The organism is Pseudomonas sp. O230 (assembly GCF_045447035.1).
Classification (GTDB): domain Bacteria; phylum Pseudomonadota; class Gammaproteobacteria; order Pseudomonadales; family Pseudomonadaceae; genus Aquipseudomonas.
The window spans coordinates 310,846-328,592 of sequence record NZ_JBJGXN010000009.1 but is presented as its reverse complement, the minus strand read 5'-3'; the positions used below and the strand labels follow the sequence as shown (position 1 = coordinate 328,592).

17 protein-coding genes are annotated in these 17,747 nt (G+C 60.3%); 6 read left to right on the top strand and 11 right to left on the bottom strand.

Annotated elements, in window-relative coordinates; translation table 11 throughout:
- Positions 1-93: 93 nt before the first annotated feature.
- On the bottom strand, positions 94-1,902 hold the full coding sequence (locus ACI77H_RS21235; RefSeq protein WP_407013679.1) for a monovalent cation:proton antiporter-2 (CPA2) family protein: 1,809 nt from the start codon (positions 1,900-1,902) through the stop codon (positions 94-96).
- Positions 1,903-2,085: 183 nt separating this feature from the next.
- Between ACI77H_RS21235 and ACI77H_RS21230 the strand changes: the two genes are divergently transcribed.
- Positions 2,086-2,391 (top strand): RcnB family protein, encoded by a 306-nt coding sequence (locus ACI77H_RS21230; RefSeq protein WP_407013678.1) that lies wholly within the window; start codon positions 2,086-2,088, stop codon positions 2,389-2,391.
- Positions 2,392-2,415: 24 nt separating this feature from the next.
- Here the strand turns inward: ACI77H_RS21230 and ACI77H_RS21225 are convergent, their stop codons facing one another.
- Positions 2,416-3,489, bottom strand: a complete 1,074-nt coding sequence (locus tag ACI77H_RS21225; RefSeq protein WP_407013677.1) for a diguanylate cyclase domain-containing protein — start codon at positions 3,487-3,489, stop codon at positions 2,416-2,418.
- Positions 3,490-3,653: 164 nt separating this feature from the next.
- On the opposite strand from ACI77H_RS21225, the gene ACI77H_RS21220 reads away from it, so the two are divergent.
- Positions 3,654-3,992, top strand: a complete 339-nt coding sequence (locus ACI77H_RS21220) for an FKBP-type peptidyl-prolyl cis-trans isomerase (RefSeq protein ID WP_407013676.1) — start codon at positions 3,654-3,656, stop codon at positions 3,990-3,992.
- Between the two features lie 131 nt (positions 3,993-4,123).
- Here ACI77H_RS21220 and ACI77H_RS21215 read toward each other — a convergent pair whose 3' ends face one another.
- Both ACI77H_RS21215 and ACI77H_RS21210 read right to left on the bottom strand, forming a co-directional pair.
- On the bottom strand, positions 4,124-5,155 hold the full coding sequence (locus tag ACI77H_RS21215; protein WP_407013675.1) for a D-cysteine desulfhydrase family protein: 1,032 nt from the start codon (positions 5,153-5,155) through the stop codon (positions 4,124-4,126).
- A 116-nt stretch (positions 5,156-5,271) separates the two neighbouring features.
- Positions 5,272-6,384, bottom strand: a complete 1,113-nt coding sequence (locus ACI77H_RS21210) for a cytochrome P450 (RefSeq protein WP_407013674.1) — start codon at positions 6,382-6,384, stop codon at positions 5,272-5,274.
- An 82-nt stretch (positions 6,385-6,466) separates the two neighbouring features.
- On the opposite strand from ACI77H_RS21210, the gene ACI77H_RS21205 reads away from it, so the two are divergent.
- On the top strand, positions 6,467-7,231 hold the full coding sequence (locus ACI77H_RS21205; protein WP_407013673.1) for an ArsR/SmtB family transcription factor: 765 nt from the start codon (positions 6,467-6,469) through the stop codon (positions 7,229-7,231).
- Here ACI77H_RS21205 and ACI77H_RS21200 read toward each other — a convergent pair.
- Positions 7,228-7,836 carry a LysE family translocator gene (locus tag ACI77H_RS21200; protein ID WP_407013672.1) on the bottom strand — a complete coding sequence of 203 codons (609 nt, stop codon included), beginning with the start codon at positions 7,834-7,836 and terminating at the stop codon, positions 7,228-7,230. The two genes, ACI77H_RS21205 and ACI77H_RS21200, sit on opposite strands and share 4 nt — an antisense overlap.
- Before the next feature lie 105 nt (positions 7,837-7,941).
- Between ACI77H_RS21200 and ACI77H_RS21195 the strand changes: the two genes are divergently transcribed.
- Positions 7,942-8,880: a LysR substrate-binding domain-containing protein gene (locus tag ACI77H_RS21195; RefSeq protein ID WP_407013671.1), complete on the top strand. Its 939-nt coding sequence runs from the start codon at positions 7,942-7,944 to the stop codon at positions 8,878-8,880.
- A 75-nt stretch (positions 8,881-8,955) separates the two neighbouring features.
- Here the strand turns inward: ACI77H_RS21195 and ACI77H_RS21190 are convergent, their stop codons facing one another.
- From ACI77H_RS21190 to ACI77H_RS21170, 5 genes are all read right to left on the bottom strand, one after another.
- A complete protein-coding gene (locus ACI77H_RS21190; protein ID WP_407013670.1) occupies positions 8,956-9,975 on the bottom strand; it encodes a branched-chain amino acid aminotransferase in 1,020 nt (339 codons plus the stop codon).
- Positions 9,976-10,186: 211 nt separating this feature from the next.
- Complete coding sequence (lpdA, locus tag ACI77H_RS21185; RefSeq protein WP_407013669.1) at positions 10,187-11,569, bottom strand: dihydrolipoyl dehydrogenase; 1,383 nt, start codon at positions 11,567-11,569, stop codon at positions 10,187-10,189.
- A gap of 17 nt (positions 11,570-11,586) precedes the next feature.
- Positions 11,587-12,858: a dihydrolipoamide acetyltransferase family protein gene (locus ACI77H_RS21180; protein WP_407013668.1), complete on the bottom strand. Its 1,272-nt coding sequence runs from the start codon at positions 12,856-12,858 to the stop codon at positions 11,587-11,589.
- A complete protein-coding gene (locus ACI77H_RS21175) occupies positions 12,859-13,917 on the bottom strand; it encodes an alpha-ketoacid dehydrogenase subunit beta (protein ID WP_407013667.1) in 1,059 nt (352 codons plus the stop codon). It abuts the gene before it with no gap.
- A gap of 1 nt (position 13,918) precedes the next feature.
- A complete protein-coding gene (locus ACI77H_RS21170; protein ID WP_407013666.1) occupies positions 13,919-15,154 on the bottom strand; it encodes a 3-methyl-2-oxobutanoate dehydrogenase (2-methylpropanoyl-transferring) subunit alpha in 1,236 nt (411 codons plus the stop codon).
- 186 nt (positions 15,155-15,340) lie between these two features.
- Here ACI77H_RS21170 and bkdR point away from each other — a divergent pair, with 186 nt between their 5' ends.
- The gene (gene bkdR, locus ACI77H_RS21165; protein WP_083376506.1) at positions 15,341-15,829 is read left to right on the top strand and encodes a Bkd operon transcriptional regulator BkdR; all 489 of its coding nucleotides are present in this window, start codon (positions 15,341-15,343) and stop codon (positions 15,827-15,829) included.
- 33 nt (positions 15,830-15,862) lie between these two features.
- On the opposite strand, the gene ACI77H_RS21160 is transcribed toward bkdR, so the two are convergent.
- Entirely contained in the window at positions 15,863-16,726 is an 864-nt protein-coding gene (locus ACI77H_RS21160; RefSeq protein WP_407013665.1) for an MBL fold metallo-hydrolase, read from the bottom strand.
- A 160-nt stretch (positions 16,727-16,886) separates the two neighbouring features.
- On the opposite strand from ACI77H_RS21160, the gene ACI77H_RS21155 reads away from it, so the two are divergent.
- Positions 16,887-17,693, top strand: coding sequence for a sulfite exporter TauE/SafE family protein (locus ACI77H_RS21155; RefSeq protein WP_407013664.1), 807 nt, complete (start codon positions 16,887-16,889; stop codon positions 17,691-17,693).
- The last annotated feature ends 54 nt before the right edge of the window (positions 17,694-17,747 follow it).

Below are 17,747 nucleotides of genomic sequence, written 5' to 3'. Positions count from 1 at the left end.
TCGGGGTAACTCCGATTTTGCGTATACCCACGAACCCTATGGGAGCAGGCTTGGTCCGGGCGGCGTTCCGACGATGAGGCCCTCAAATTCACCTCAACGCTTACTGGATTCTTCTTCCAGCTGATCCGACTCGAACAGCTTCGCCAGTTCCGCCCTGGCTTCCTGCGCGGTCTGCAGCACCTTCGCCGCATCGTCATACACCGCATGCTGAGCTTCCAGCACTTGTTCGTCGTGATGCTTGAAACGTTTGATCCGTGCATCCGCCTGCGCCTGGGTCAGACCCAGCCCGACCAGCGTGCGCCGGCTCATTTCCAGGCTCGAATAATAGGTTTCCCGAATCGCCTCGGCCCCCAGGTCCACCAACCGGTGCACATGCTGACGGTTTCGGGCGCGGGCGATGATCTTGATGTGCGGGTACAACCTGTGCACCACCTCGGCGGTCTTGATGTTGGTGTCCGGGTCATCGGTGGCGATGATGAAGTATTCCGCTTGTTCGACCTTGGCTGCGCTGAGGATTTCCGGGCGCATCGGGTCGCCGTAGAACACCGGCACGCCGCCAAAGCTGCGTGACAGCTCGATGGTTTCCACCGAGGTGTCGAGGGCGACGAACTTGATGTTCTGCGCGCGCAGAATACGGGCGACGATCTGCCCCATTCGGCCCATACCGGCGATTACCACGCGGGGTTCGTCGGTGTCGATCTCGCGGAATTTCTCCGGCACCACCACCGGCTGCACTTTCGGGCTGACCAGTCGTGCGCAGATCAGCAACAACAGCGGCGTCACCGCCATGGACAGGGTGATCGTCAGCACCAGCAAATCGTACAGGCGCGGTTCGAACAAACCCTGATCGCGGCCGATCTTGAACACCACAAACGCAAACTCACCGCCCGCCGCCAGTACGATGCCGAGGCGAATCGCACTGACCTTGCCCAAGCCACCGGCCAGTCGCCCCACGACAAACAGCAGCGGCAACTTGATGGCGATCAGCAGCAGCGTCAGGCCCAGTACCGTGATCGGAGCGCTGAGCAACAGACTGAGATTCGCGCCCATGCCGACGCTGATAAAAAACAACCCGAGCAGCAAGCCCTTGAATGGTTCGATCTGCGCTTCCAGTTCGTGACGATATTCGGAATCCGCCAGCAGCAAACCGGCGAGGAACGCCCCCAGCGCCATGGACACGCCAACCAGGTCCATCAGCCACGCCGTGCCAATCACCACCAGCAACGCGGTGGCAGTGGAAACCTCCGGCAGACCGGTCCGGGCCACCACGCGGAACACCGGGCGCAGCAGATAACGTCCGCCGATCACCACTACGGCGATGCTGCCCAGCACGCGCAAACCGTGATTCAAGTCATCGGCAGCACTGCTGGTGTGATCGCCGCCCGCCAGCAGCGGCACCATGGCGATCAGCGGGATCGCCGCGATGTCCTGGAACAGCAGAATCGCGAACGCCAGCCGTCCATGAGGACTGGTCAGCTCCTTGCGCTCGGCCAGGCTTTGCAGGCCGAAAGCCGTGGAGGACAGCGCCAGGCCGAGCCCCAGCACAATTGCGCTGTTCAGCGGCTGGCCAAACACGAACAGCGCCACTACGCCAATCACCGATCCGGTCAGCAGCACCTGCGCCAAGCCGACGCCAAACACCGCTTTGCGCATCACCCACAAGCGCCGTGGCGACAGCTCAAGACCGATGATGAACAGCAGCAACACCACGCCGAGTTCGGAAATATGGCTGACGCTTTGCGGATTGCCGATCAACCCAAGCACCGACGGCCCGATGATCACCCCGGCAAACAGATAGCCGAGCACCGCGCCCAGTTGCAGGCGCTTGGCCAGAGGAACGGTGAGCACCGCCGCGAACAGAAACACAACAGCGGCTTGCAACAGGTTGCCTTCATGGGGCATGGCGAAACTCCAGAACTCGGTACGGCGGGGGGCACAAGGATAAAGGCTGTGACGGCAGGCGTCAGCCTGACCTGCAATGATTGTATGAATGGCGCGTCGTTGCCGATGTCACGCAACCATAAGGAATGTTTCTGTGCCGCCGCAGTCGGAGTTCAGGTATCGCACATCACTGGAGGTTCACCGATGAACAGCAAGACCCTTATCGCCAGCCTCGCCCTCGTTGCAGGCCTCGCCGGTATCAGCCCGGTCGTTCTAGCCGATGAACCGCAAAAAACCGTCCAGCCCGGCGTCAACAACACCCGCGAACTGGTGGTCGGCGACCGCGCCCCGGATGTTTATCAACGCAGCGAGAAGGCCATCGGCAACTGGAAGGCGAAGGGCCTGAAAGCACCCAAAGAACAGGCGCAGTGGGTGCAGATCAATGGCAAGTACATGATGGTGATGATCACCAATGGGACGATCATGGATATCACGCCGGTAGAGCGGTAGGCCGTCAGTGACACCGTTAGCGGTTCACTCCACCCGACTGTGGCTTAACCCCTGCTCACCCAACCGGTACTGATTGTTCCCGCTGCGCTTGGCCGCATACATCGCCAGGTCGGCAATATGAATCAACCGGTCCATGCTCGGCGCATGGTCCGGGAACACCGCGACGCCCAGGCTGGTGCCGATGTGGCGCTGGTCGTTGCCGATGGTCACCGGCGGTGAAAGTTCGACGAAGATTTTCTGGCAGATGCGCCGGGCTTCGTCTTGCAGGCTGCCACCTTGAGGCAGGCCCTGGAGGATGACCACGAATTCGTCGCCGCCGATGCGGGCGACGGTGTCGGTTGCGCGCAGGATTCGCTTCAGGCGAGTAGCGGTGGTAACGAGTACGCGGTCTCCGGCGGCATGGCCGTAATGGTCGTTGATGGCCTTGAAGCCATTGAGGTCGACGAACACCAGGGCTACTCGCGTGCCATTGATCCGCGCCTGCTCCAGTGCCTGGGACAGGCGTTCTTCGAGCACCAACCGATTGGGCAGGCCGGTCAACGGGTCGAAGTGCGCCAGGTGCTGCAAGTAACTGGCGGAGGCTTTTTCCTCGGTGATGTCGCGGACCACACCCATCATCTTGATCGTTTCATCGTGGTCGTTCTTCACCACGTTGCCGGTCTCGCGTAGCCAGCGAATGGTGCCGTCGGGCCAGACGACCCGGTATTCCTCGTCATGATTCTCGCCGGTTTCCAGGCACCGCAACTCACCGGCCCGCACCCTGATCCGGTCGTCGGGGTGCACGCAGGCGCAAAACAAGGCGTAGGAGGGCGTCACTTCGCCGATCTTGAAGCCGAACATGCCGTAGATCGCATCGGACCAGTAGAGCCGATCGGTATCGACATCCCAGTCCCAAGTGCCGATCCGGGCAAAATACTGGCTGCGTTTGAAGCGTTCGGCATCGCCATCCTGGTGAATGGTTTGCCGTTCGGACAGCTGGGTGATGAGTGCGCGATGTTCGTCGAGCTGCTTTCGCAGCGAACGCTCGCGACAGATCAGCGCGATAATCAGGGCAAGCAGCAACGCGCAAATGGCTGCGCCGGTCCAGACATAAATCATGCAGTGGTTGCCATCATGGCGTTTTGATCCTTGGGGTAGGTGCTGCCTATCTTAATTCACGGCTAATGGCGGAAACAGATCGCATGGGTTGCCAATTCTGCACGGTTCTGGGAAAACGGCGCCTGTTACGCCCAATTGGGCGAGTGAACAATAGAGTGAACGTGATGAATGATGAACTGCAGGTAATCGATCTTGAAGCGGGCTGCGGCAAAGCTGCCGTCAAAGGTGCGCTGATCACCACCCAGTATCGTGGCTGGCTGGAAGACGGTAGCGAGTTCGATTCTTCCTACAGTCGGGGTAAGCCTTTTCAGTGTGTGATTGGCACCGGTCGCGTGATCAAGGGTTGGGATCAGGGGATCATAGGCATGCAGATTGGTGGCAAGCGCAAATTGTTGGTGCCGGCGCATCTGGCCTACGGCGAACGCACGATGGGGGCGATCCCGCCGAATTCGAACCTGATTTTCGAGATTGAATTGCTGGAAGTGCTGACGCGGGATGATTGATTTGTAGGTTGTGGCCTGAAAATACAAACCTGTCATCTAGGTTAGAGGTGATGGCAGGTTTTATATTCTGGTGGGGAAAATTTCCGACGATGTACGATCACGAGGTCGATCGAGGGTTCCGCAGGTTGACGTCAACCCTGAAACGTCTCCCGATACGCATACAACCCCGGTGTCCCGCCGGTCATCACGAACAGCACGTTGTCGCCGTCACGGAAACGACCTTGTTTCAGATCGGCCACCAGGCCGGCAAACGCTTTGCCGGAGTACACCGGGTCGATCAACAGACCTTCGGCGCGGGCCATCAGACGTACGGCGTCTTGCATGGCCTGGGTCGGCAGGCCGTAACCTTCGCCCAGTTGACTGCCGTCGATCACGATTTCCTCGGGTCGTACGCTGGCGCTGCTGCCCAGTAGTGCCAAGGTGTCCTGGGTCAGTTTCAGGGTTCGGGTCGCTGACGAATCCCGATCCGATAACACCGAGTAAGACTTGACGATCGAGGTGCCTCGGCCGAGCAACTGGAATCCGGTCGCGAGTCCGGCGTGGGTGCCGGCGCTGCCGTTGGGCACCACGACCTGATTGAAGGTCAGGCCGAGTGCCGTCTCCTGCTGCGCAATTTCCGCGGCGCAACGCGCATAACCGAGACTGCCCAGCGGGGTTGAGCCGCCCATTGAAATCACCAGCACCTTGTGCCCCGATTCCCGAAGTTGACCCGCGCGAGTCTCGGCCCGAGCGAGTGAGTCGGTGCCTGCGGCAAGCACTTGTAGCTGTGCGCCAAACAATTGGTCGAGCAGCACGTTGCCGTTGAGTTCGTAATCCACCTCGGATTTGGGGACGGAGCGGGTGAGGATCAATTCACAGTCAATGCCCAAACGCGCACAGACCGCTGCGGTCAGTCGTGCATGGTTGGACTGCACGCCGCCGACGGTAATGACTGTATCAATGCCGGCCTGCTGCGCAGCACCGATATGGAATTCGAGTTTGCGCAGTTTGTTACCGCCACCGCCGAGCAACATGTGATCGTCACGCTTGAGAAACAGGCGAATTCCTCGCGCCTGCAGGCCCAATAGCTGCTCAAGGCGTTCGGCGCGTTGAATGGGCGTGGGGCCTTGCATGAGGTCTGCACGCGCAAAAGCACTCAGGGATTTGTCCAGTTGGGTTTGCATCGATGGCGCCTCGCTGACATTGATCACAGTGACTCTATGGAGAAAGTCACTCGCGATAAACGCATCGCCAGTCATTACACCCTTAACCTGATGTAACTAATGCGCGGCGGTGCACTTCATGTGAACAGCGGAATTCGGCCATTCAAGGAAGGGCGGTAGCACCAGGTCAAGTGCTCCAGTGCGGGTTTCAACGCCAGGATCTGCCTCAACGTGGCATGGGCGATGCTCATGGCCAGCACCTGCCCCGGACATTGATGACGACCGGCGCCGAAGGCGAAACTGCGACGCTGCGCACGTTCGAGCATGAATGCGTCAGGATGGTCGTTGAGCTGCGAATCGCGATTGGCCGACGCCAGCAGCACCAGAATCACATCGCCCGCGTTGAAGTTCACGCCATCGATTTCACACGACGCAGCCACGAAACGACGGGTGTTCTGCACGGACGGATCGAAGCGCTGGACTTCGGCCAACAGGTCGTCAAGGTTGATCGAGTCGTTCAGCCACTGCGGGTTTCGAATCAACGCCAGCAATGCATTGCCGATTAATCCGGCGGTGGCTTCATACGTCTGGGAGAACAGGCCGATCAGATTGGCGATCAAGGACTCGCCGGCGTCGGAGGTTGCCGCAAACCGTTGGCGAATACCGGCAAGGAGGGTGCTTTGATTGTCCGGGTCAGCCAGCAACTCAATGAAATAGCCACGCAACTGTTCCGCCGCCGCATGCGCAGCGTCCAGTTGCGGCTGATCGCTGAGGGGTGTCAGGCACGCGACAAAATCCCCGGTCAGCTCGCTGATCACCCGAGCCTGTGCGGGCGAAAAACCCAGCAACGCTGCCACCACGCACACCGGGCCACGGAACATTGCCTTGTGCAGCCCTTCGGCGTCCGGGCTGAGCCAACGCGCGCTGACCAACGCATTGATGTCCTCCACGTCAATCAGCGCCAGCCCCGGCTGAATCGCCGACCTCGGGCAACGCTGGGATTCGCCCTCGTTCATCCGCATCAACTGCCTGAAAACCTTGCCGGCCATGCCGCTGGCAATCGCCTTGGGTACGGGCTCATGCGTCGGCCGAACGTGACAGTCAGGATGCGCGAGCACTGTTGCCACCGCCTTGGCGCTGCTGGCCACCCACAGTTTCAGTCCCTGATGAAACACCAGTCCACCTTGAGCGCGCAGATGCGCGTAATAAGGATAAGGATCGGCATGGGTCGCAGCGATGATCGGGTCCATGGGGCGCAGCCTTGTTCGTGGTGGGGAAAGTGTTGCTACTATCTCCAGTCCGAAAGGGGCTTGATTCGTCCGGGAACGAAATATGAACGCAGAACCACACGACCTCGGTGTTTCACACGTGGCGGCGGCCATTGCCGAACCGGCCCGGACCAGAATGTTGTGTTCGTTGATGGACGGCCACGCCCGCACCAGCACCGAGCTGGCGGCGATTGCCGAAGTTAGCGCCTCCACAGCCAGCGCGCACCTGGCCAAACTCAAGGAACTGGCGTTGCTGCGTCTGCACGTTCAGGGGCGCCATCGCTATTACAGCCTCGCGGACAAACGCGTGGCCCAGGCGCTGGAAGCACTGATGGTGATCGGCCAAAACAGCGCGCCGACCTTCAGCCCGCGCACCCCGGCCCGCCTGCAATTTGCCCGCACCTGTTACGACCACATGGCTGGCACGCTGGCGGTGTTGCTGCATGACCGGCTGCTGGAAAAAGGCTGGTTGCTGGAAACCGATGAGCAGGCTTATCGGCTGAGCGACAGCGGCGAAGTGTTGTTTGAAGGATTGGGCATTGAGGTCAAGGACCTGAACACCCTGCGCCGGCGGTTCGCCTGTCCCTGCCTGGACTGGAGCATGCGCCGGCCGCATCTGGGCGGTTCACTGGGGGCGGCGTTGTTGCAGACGGCGATCCAGCGCAAATGGGTGACGCAGAACCTGGACAGTCGGGCGCTGACGTTGACGGCAACGGGGCGAAAGGAATTCAGCAGCCGGTTTGCCGTTGAACTGCCGGTTCAGGTAACGACAGCACAACCCGCGTCCACCGAGACCAAGCGCCGCGCGATCGCCAGTTCTGCGCCTTAACGACTGGCCGAGGCCATCAGCACGCCGAAACCGGCGAAGGTCACGCCCGAGACTTTCGCCGCCAGCCAGGAACCTTTCGGGTTCGATAACCAGCCTTTGGCGGCATTGGCGAGCAAGGCATAGCTGCCATGCACCAGGACAACCAGTACGGCGTAGGAGGCGACGAGCTTGAAGAACTGGGTGGAGAAGTGCGCCGAGGTGTTGATGAATTGCGGGAACACCGCCAGAAAGAAAAACACCGCTTTGGGGTTCAAGAACTGGATGGAAGCCGCTTCAAGGAAGCGATAGCCCGGACTTGAGGGGCGCGTTTCAAGCCGCGTACTGAAACGATCCGAGCGCCAGCTTTTGTAACCCAGGTACAACAAATAGACGGCCCCTGCGTATTTCAATGCGGTAAAGGCGTTGGCAGAGGTGCTGAGGATCAGGCCGACACTCGTGGCGCTGATGGTGGCTACGACAAACGCCCCCGACGCGATCCCCAGAATGCCCGGCACCGCCCCTGTCCATCCGTGGCGCACCGCGTTGGAAAGGGTCAGCACCACGCCAGGTCCTGGGCTCAAAATGGTCAGGGTGGCAAACAGTAGAAAGAGACCGTAGCTGTTCATGTCTTGCTCCGTCAGGTGGTGCTGGCTGCGTGTTGGCAGATTGGCGTGACGGCGTGGACGTGACAAACACTTTTAATGCAACGCATGTGTGACTAAATTAGACGCATGACTAATCAACTACCACCGCTTAATGCTGTTCGCGCCTTCTCCGTTGCTGCTCGCCATCAGAGTTTCAGCCTGGCGGCCGAGGAGCTGCATGTCAGTCACAGTGCCGTCAGCCGGCATATCAAATTGCTTGAGGAACACTTGGGGGTGCTGCTGTTCGAGCGGCGTGTCCGTCAATCGGTGCTGACGCCGGCCGGTCAGCGCTTTTATGAGCAAGTCAGTGCCGGACTGGCGCAGATCGCCAACGCCGCCGCCGCGCTCAAGCAACATGCCTCGCTGCCGACCGTAAAAATCAATGTTCGTCCCTCCTTTGCCATGCTGTGGCTGATGCCCAGGCTGGAGGATTTCATTGCGCAACACCCGGACATCAAGCCGCAGGTAATTACCCAGACCCAGGCACCGGATCATGCACGCGACGGCTTTGACATCGTCATACGCCGTGGTCGTGACGATTGGGCTCCGGCGATTGAGGCGCGAGCCCTCTTCGAAGACGAGCTGTTGCTGGTCGCGGCCCCCTCGCTCATCCAGCGCCTGGCCCTTGAAGACCTCGCGTCCCTGAGCCGGCACACGTTACTGACCGCCAAGGCGCGCCGCGAAGATTGGCACAATTGGGCCCTGCACTTTGGTCAAACCCAGTCAGCCACTCAGGTCACCCGGCAGTTTGATCACATGCACCTGGTGCTTGAGGCCGCCGTGGATGGACAGGGCATTGCCTTGTGCCCGACCTCCTTGCTGGGCACCCACCTTTCGAGCGGTCGCCTGATTTGCCCGTTGCCCGAGTTGCGGATGCCGTTGCCGCGTTATTACTACGGTGTTGCGCCGGATGTGACGGCGCAGACACGGGTGTTTGTTGAGTGGTTGTTTACCCGGATCGAAAAGGATGCCGGTCGGGTGGGGGGCGGATCACAAGGTGATTCGCCAGCAAGTGACCGGCGCTGAAAAACGGCCGACCAACAAAAAGCCCACCCGACGCATTCGCGAGGGGTGGGCTTTTTTAGTGCCTGAAACGCTGGATCAAACCTTGACGATCCAGCCTGCTGGCGCCTCGATGTCGCCGGTTTGCACGCCGGTCAGCTCTTTGTAGAGCTTCTGGGTGACCGGGCCGACTTCGGTTTCGCTGTGGAACACGTGCAGATGGTCGTTGTAGCTGATACCGCCGATCGGGGTGATCACGGCAGCGGTGCCGCAAGCGCCGGCTTCCTTGAAGTCCGACAGTTTGTCGATCAACACGTCGCCTTCAACCACTTCCAGGCCCAGACGGGATTTCGCCAATTCGATCAACGACAGACGGGTGATGCCCGGCAACACCGACGGCGAGTTCGGGGTGACGAACTTGTTGTCGTGGGTGATCCCGAAGAAGTTGGCCGAACCGACTTCTTCGATTTTGGTGTGGGTCATCGGGTCCAGGTAGATGCAGTCGGCAAAATGTGCCTTCTTGGCCTGGGAGCCAGGCATCAGGCTGGCCGCGTAGTTGCCACCAACCTTGGCCGCGCCTGTGCCTTGTGGGGCCGCGCGGTCATAGCTGGAAATCAGGAAGTTATGCGGGGTCAGGCCACCCTTGAAGTAGGCGCCGACCGGGATGCAGAAGATCGAGAAGATGAACTCGGGGGCGGTACGCACGCCGATGTTGTCACCTACACCGATCACGAACGGACGCAGGTACAACGCGCCGCCAGTGCCGTAAGGCGGAATGAAACGCTCGTTGGCGCGGACCACGGCCTTGCAGGCTTCAATGAACTGCTCGGTTTCCACGAACGGCATCAGCAGGCGCGCACAGCTGCGCTGCATGCGCAGGGCGTTCTGATCCGGGCGGAACAGGTTGATCGAGCCGTCCTTGCAACGATAGGCCTTCATGCCTTCGAAGCACTGCTGGCCATAGTGAAGGGCAGTCGAGCCTTCGCTGATGTGCAGCACATTGTCTTCGGTCAGGGTGCCTTTGTCCCACTCACCATTACGGTAGTGCGACAGATAGCGCTTGTCGGTCTTGATGTAGTCAAAACCCAGCTTGTCCCAATTGATGCTTTCGTTACCCATGACACCCTCTATCACTTAACAACCGTCGAAACGGTTCAAGGCTTCTGACGTTTTTTGGATGGGGACAACAATACTTCATTCCGGGCCCATTTCGCAGCCCGGAATGCATTCCTTGTAGGAGCTGGCTTGCCGGCGATCGATACGACGCGGTGTGCCAGACGTATCGCCATCGCCGGCAAGCCGGCTCCTACAGGTCAGCGTACGCTTTGGCTCACAGATGCAACGCGTGGCCCAGAGCCCGCAACGCCGCTTCCTGAACGGCTTCGCCCAAGGTCGGATGCGCATGGATCGTGCCGGCGATGTCTTCCAGTCGAGCGCCCATTTCCAGGCTCTGGCCAAACGCGGTCGACAGCTCCGAAACGCCCACACCTACGGCTTGCCAGCCAACAATCAGATGATTGTCCCGACGAGCGACGACCCGCACGAAGCCACTTTTCGATTCCAGCGTCATCGCCCGGCCATTGGCTGCGAACGGGAAGCTCGAAACGATGCAGTCCAGACCCGCTGCCTTGGCGTCGTCCGGGGTCTTGCCGACCACCACCAGTTCCGGGTCGGTGAAGCACACGGCGGCGATTGCGGTCGGGTTGAACTCGCGGGTTTTGCCGCTGATCAACTCGGCCACCATCTCGCCTTGAGCCATGGCCCGGTGCGCAAGCATCGGTTCGCCGCTCAGGTCGCCGATGGCATACACGTTGCGCATGCTGGTCTGGCAGCGGTTGTCGATCTTGATCGCCGAGCCATTCATGTCCAGATTCAGCGCTTCGAGGTTCCAGCCCTGAGTGTTCGGTTTGCGGCCCACAGCCACCAGCACCTGATCGGTTTCAAGGTTCAGGGTCTCGCCGCTTGGCTCTAGAACGTCGAGAGTATTACTTGAAGAATCAAAGTCTTGGACGCTATGTTTCAAGTAAAGCTTTACGCCGAGTTTTTTCAATTCATCGTGAACAGGCTGAGTCAGTTCGGCGTCGTAGGCCGGCAGGATGCGATCCTGCGCCTCGACCACACTGACGTCGGCACCCAGCTTGCGATAGGCAATCCCCAGTTCCAGACCGATGTAACCGCCACCGACTACCACCAGTCGTTTCGGCACCGACGTTGGCGCCAGGGCTTCGGTGGAGGAAATGATCGGCCCGCCAATTGGCAGCATGGGCAGGTTGACGCTTTTCGAGCCGGTGGCGAGCACCAGGTGTTCGCATTGAATTCGCGTGTCGCCGACTTCAACGGTCTTGCCGTCGATCACCTTCGCCCAGCCTTGAATAACCTGAACCTTGTTTTTCTTCAGCAGCGCCGAGACGCCGGTGGTCAGGCGATCAACGATGCCGTCCTTCCACTCCACGCTTTTGCTGATATCGAGGGTCGGCGCGGAAACGCTGATGCCCAACGCTGAGTGTTGGCTGTGGTGCTGCGTCTGGTGGAACTGCTCGGCAACGTGGATCAGCGCCTTTGAGGGAATACAGCCGATGTTCAGGCACGTCCCGCCCAGCGATTCGCCTTCCACCAGAATGGTCGAAATGCCCAGCTGACCGGCACGGATCGCCGTCACATAACCGCCAGGGCCGCCGCCGATGATCAACAGTGTGGTGTTCAGAGATTGCATGCCTGCTCCATTAATAATTAGTCCACGAACAGGGTGGCGGGGTGTTCGAGCAGGCCACGCACGGCCTGGATGAATTGCGCCGCGTCCATGCCATCGACCACGCGGTGATCGAAGGAGCTGGAGAGGTTCATCATCTTGCGAATCACAATCTGGCCTTTGACTACCATCGGGCGTTCGACGATTTTGTTGACACCGACGATCGCCACTTCCGGCAAGTTCAGCACCGGAGTGCTGACGATCCCGCCCAACGCACCGAGGCTAGTCAGGGTGATGCTTGAGCCGGACAACTCATCGCGGCTGGCCTTGCCGTTACGCGCGGCGCTGGCCAAACGGGAGATTTCGGCGGCGTTGTCCCACAGGCTGCGGGCTTCGGCGTGACGCACCACCGGCACCATCAAGCCGATGTCGGCTTGAGTAGCGATGCCCACATGCACCGCGCCGAGGCGGGTGATGACCTGGGCTTCGTCGTCGTAACGGGCGTTGATCTGCGGGAAGTCACGCAGGGCGACGACCAGGGCGCGGACCAAAAATGGCAGCAAGGTCAGCTTGCCACGGGTCGCGCCGTGTTTTTCGTTGAGGTGGGCGCGCAACTCTTCCACGGCCGTGACGTCGATTTCCTCGACATAACTGAAGTGCGCGGCGCGCTGAGTGGCGTCCTGCATCCGCTGGGCGATCTTGCGGCGCATGCCGATCACCGGGATCTGTTCTTCGTGGTGACGCTGGGTGTAAGCGGCGGTGCTTGCCGAGGCATTCGACTGACCTTGCGCCAGATAGGCGTCCAGGTCTTCGTGCAATACGCGACCGGCAGGACCGGTGCCACGCACCAGGCGCAATTGAATGCCGAGGTCCAGTGCATGTTTGCGCACAGCCGGGGAAGCCAGCGGACGCTCGTCAGCCTCGCGAGCCACCATCGGGCCCGGGCAGGCGGCCGCTCGTGGCGCTGCAGCAGGCGCGGGTTTGGTTGCTACAACGGCTTCGACTTTCGGCGCCGCTGCTTCTTTCGCGGCGGCAACCACAGGCTGAGCCGACTCTTTAACGTTGCCCGCGCCTTCGACTTCAATACTGATCAGGATGCTGCCAACCGCCATGACTTCGCCGGGCACGCCACCCAGCGCAATCACCTTGCCGTGCACCGGCGAAGGGATGTCGACCATCGCCTTGTCGGTCATCACATCGGCCAGCACTTGGTCTTCGACGACCATGTCGCCGACTTTGACGTGCCATACCGACAGTTCAACTTCTGCAATGCCTTCACCAATGTCCGGCATTTTAATAACGTGCGTGCCCATTCAGACCTCCATAACCCGTTTCAAAGCCGCGCCCACACGGGTCGGGCCAGGGAAATACGCCCACTCTTGCGCGTGCGGGTAGGGGGTGTCCCAACCGGTGACGCGTTCGATCGGCGCTTCCAGGTAGTGGAAGCAGTGCTCTTGCACCAGGGCGACCAGTTCGGCGCCAAAACCACAAGTGCGGGTCGCTTCGTGAACGACCACGCAGCGGCCGGTTTTCTTCACCGACTTGACGATGGTGTCCAAGTCCAGCGGCCACAGGCTGCGCAGGTCGATGACTTCCGCGTCGATCCCGGTTTCTTCAGCGGCGACTTGCGACACATAAACGGTGGTGCCGTAAGTCAGAATGGTCACATCCTTGCCCGGGCGGGTGATGGCGGCGACGTCCAGCGGCACGGTGTAATAACCGTCCGGGACTTGCGCGGCCGGGTGTTTCGACCATGGCGTGACCGGACGTTCGTGGTGACCATCGAACGGGCCGTTGTACAGGCGTTTTGGTTCAAGGAAGATCACCGGGTCATCGTTTTCGATGGAGGCGATCAGCAAGCCCTTGGCGTCGTACGGGTTGGACGGCATCACCGTGCGCAAGCCGCAGACCTGAGTGAACATCGCTTCGATGCTCTGGCTGTGGGTCTGGCCACCGTAGATGCCGCCGCCGCAAGGCATGCGCAGGGTCATCGGGGCGGTGAATTCGCCGGCCGAGCGATAACGCAGGCGGGCGGCTTCGGAAATGATCTGGTCCGACGCCGGGTATACGTAATCGGCGAACTGGATTTCGGCCACCGGACGCAAACCGTAAGCGCCCATGCCCACGGCAACACCGACGATGCCGCTTTCAGAGATCGGCGCATCGAACACGCGGGACGTGCCGTACTTGTTCTGCAAGCCTTCGGTGCAACGGAACACGCCGCCGAAGTAGCCAACGTCCTGACCAAACACCACGACGTCGTCGTCACGCTCAAGCATCACATCCATGGCCGAGCGCAGGGCCTGGATCATGGTCATGGTGGTCGTGGTCATGGCGGTTTCCGGCTGAATATTGTTGTTGTGATCGTTCATGTCAGATCCCCAACTCTTGACGCTGGCGCTTCAAGTGCTCCGGCATCTCTTTATAGACGTCTTCGAACATGGTCGCGGCGCTCGGAATCTGGCCGCCGGCGAGGGTGCCGTACTGCTCGGCTTCTTTTTGTGCGGCGATGACTTCGGCTTCCAGTTCAGCGCTGACGGCGACGTGTTCCTCGTCGGACCAGTGACCGATTTTCACCAGGTGCTGCTTGAGGCGCGCAATCGGGTCGCCCAACGGGAAATAGCTCCAGTCGTCGGCGGGGCGGTATTTGGATGGGTCATCGGACGTCGAGTGCGGACCGGCACGGTAGGTGACCCATTCGAGCATGGTCGGGCCGAGGTTGCGGCGGGCGCGTTCGGCGGCCCAGGCCGAGGCGGCGTAGACCGCGACAAAATCGTTGCCATCAACCCGCAGGGAGGCAATGCCGCAACCGACGCCACGACCGGCAAACGTGGTCGCTTCACCACCGGCAATCGCCTGGAACGTCGAGATCGCCCACTGGTTGTTGACTACGTTGAGGATCACCGGCGCACGGTAAACGTGGGCGAAGGTGAGGGCGGTGTGGAAGTCGGACTCAGCGGTGGCGCCGTCGCCGATCCAGGCTGAAGCGATTTTGGTGTCGCCCTTGATTGCCGAGGCCATGCCCCAGCCCACGCCTTGTACGAATTGGGTGGCGAGGTTGCCGGAAATGGTGAAGAAGCCGGACTCCTTGACCGAGTACATGATCGGCAACTGACGGCCCTTGAGCGGATCGCGCTCGTTGGACAGCAACTGACAGATCAGGTCGACCAGCGGCACTTCACGTGCCATCAGGATGCTTTGCTGGCGGTACGTCGGGAAACACATGTCGTCGATGTTCAAGGCGAGGGCCTGGGCGCTGCCGATGGCTTCTTCGCCAAGGCTTTGCATGTAGAACGACATTTTTTTCTGACGCTGGGCGACGACCATGCGGTTGTCGAAGATCCGCGTCTTGAGCATGGCGCGCATGCCTTTACGCAGGATCTCGACCGGGACGCCTTCGGCCCACGGACCGAGGGCATTGCCCTCATCGTCGAGCACGCGAATCAAGCCCTTGGCCAGGTCGGCGGTATCGGCGGGTTCTACGTCGATGGCGGGTTTGCGCACCGTGCCGGCGTCGGTCAGACGCAGGTAGGAGAAGTCGGTTTTGCAGCCTGGGCGACCCGAGGGTTCGGGGACGTGCAGGCGCAGCGGTTCGTACGCTTGGTTCATGGCTTCTACGCTCGATCTTGTGAATTTCTTGTAGTGAGCTGACCGTCATTCCACGGGTTATGGAAATCTTGTCCTACAAACATCATAGGCTCGGCGCCGGAGAATATTTCTCTCTGTTTCGTTGCGTTGATGATCATTTGAGGATAAAAAATCTTCATAAACATAAAAAACAGGTGGTTTTGTCTCATGCGTAAATTGGACCGTACCGATATCGGCATTCTCAACAGCCTTCAGGAGAACGCCCGCATCACTAACGCCGACCTCGCACGCTCGGTAAATCTGTCGCCGACGCCGTGCTTCAACCGGGTCAAGGCGATGGAAGAATTGGGGCTGATTCGCGAGCAAGTGACGCTGCTGGACGCCGACCTGCTGGGGCTGCATGTGAATGTGTTCATTCATGTCAGTTTGGAGAAACAGGTGGAGGAGGCCTTGCAGCATTTCGAGGAAGCGATCTCGGATCGCCCGGAAGTGATGGAGTGCTATTTGATGGCGGGTGATCCGGATTATCTGATCCGGGTGCTGGTGCCGACCATTCAGTCGCTGGAGCGCTTCATGATGGACTTCCTCACCAAAGTGCCTGGTGTGGCGAACATCCGCTCAAGCTTTGCGCTCAAGCAGGTGCGTTATAAAACCGCGCTGCCGTTGCCGGCGAATGGGTTGACGTTAGGGGGTTGATCGCTCCCACACGCTGCGGGGAGCGATCGAAGGTTAGAGTTTGTTCAAAGGGATTTTCAGGTAGGTAACGCCATTGTCTTCGGCCGGCGGCAAATGGCCCGCCCGCACATTGACCTGAATCGCCGCCAGTAACAGGGTCGGCATCCCCAACCCCGCATCGCGCTGGGTGCGCATCGCGACAAACGCGGCTTCATCGATGCCGTCGTGAACGTGGATGTTGCTTTTGCGCTGCTCACCCACCGTGGTCTGGCATTGGGGCTCGCGATTTTCAGGCGGATAGTCGTGACAAACGTAAAGCCGCACGCTGGCCGGAAACGCCAGCAGCTTCTGGATCGAGGCGAACAATTGATTGGCATTGCCGCCGGGAAAGTCGCAGCGCGCGGTGCCGACATCCGGCATGAACAACGTATCGCCCACCAGAATGACGCTGCTGCCGATCAAATAGGCCATGTCCGCCGGCGTATGACCGGGCACGTGCAACGCCGTGGCCTTGAGGTTGCCGATCATGAACGATTCGTCCGGGGCGAACAGGTGATCGAACTGCGAACCGTCCACGGCAAATTCCGGCTCAAGGTTGAACAGGCCTTTGAAGACGCCCTGCACCTTGCTGATCGACTGACCAATCGCAATCCTGCCGCCCAGCTCCCGACGCAGATAAGGCGCGGCAGACATATGATCGGCGTGGGCGTGGGTTTCCAGCAGCCATTGCACCTGCAACCGATGTTCACCCACAAAGGCGATGATTTTATCGGCCTGGGTAGTGGCGGTGCGCCCGGCGGCCGGGTCGTAGTCGAGCACCGGGTCGACGATCGCACACAGGCCGCCGTCGGCTTCGTAGATCACGTAACTGTAGGTCGACGAGGCGGGGTCGAGGAAGGCTTCAATCAAGGCGGGCATGGTGGCCGTTTCTTTCGGGACAGGCGTTCAGGGTAGTTTCATTTTCCCTGCGCTGACCAGCCCCGATCAATTCAATGCAGGAAAAAAGCTGCGTGGGCTCTATCCTGTCAGTCATCGATACCGGGCGTTCCCGGCTCTTTTCACGGATCACGAGCGTTTTATGTTGCTGGCAAGTTTTTTTGGTGTGGTCATGGGCCTGGTCCTCGGATTGACCGGTGCCGGTGGCGGCATTCTTGCGGTTCCGGCATTGGTTTTGGGGTTGGGTTTGACCATGACCCAAGCGGCTCCCGTCGCGTTGTTTGCCGTCGGTAGCGCGGCGGCTGTCGGCGCCCTCGATGGTTTGCGGCATGGCTTGGTACGCTACCGCGCAGCCCTGTTGATCGCACTGCTGGGGGCGATCTTTTCCCCGTTTGGCATCTATTTCGCCCACCAGTTGCCGGAAAAAAGCCTGATGATTCTGTTCAGCCTGCTGATGGTCCTGGTGGCCTGGCGGATGCTGCGCCGCGAGCGCCAGGAAGACGGGCCGAGCGACCACGGCCACGCCAACTGGGGGCAGAAAAACTGCATGCTCGATCAACAGACCGGGCGCTTTTCCTGGACCGCCAAATGCACCGCTACCCTGGCCGCACTCGGCGCGGTGACTGGCGTGGTCTCCGGGCTGCTCGGGGTGGGTGGCGGTTTCCTGATTGTCCCGGCGTTCAAGCAACTGACCGATGTGCAGATGCGCGGGATTGTGGCGACGTCCCTGATGGTGATCAGCCTGATTTCTGCCATCGGTGTGATCGGTGCGTTTCATGCCGGGGTGCGGATCGATGGTCTGGGCGTGTCGTTCATCGTCGCAAGCATCGTCGGCATGATCATTGGCCGACAACTAAGCGCCCGAGTCCCGGCCAGAGCCTTGCAGATCAGCTTCGCCACCGTCTGCGTCGTGGTCGCTGCTTACATGCTGTTCAAGGCTGGCGTCTAGCCGTCTTACACCCTAAGTTCCGGGCCCTCGTTGTGGCCCGGTCTTACGTCGAAC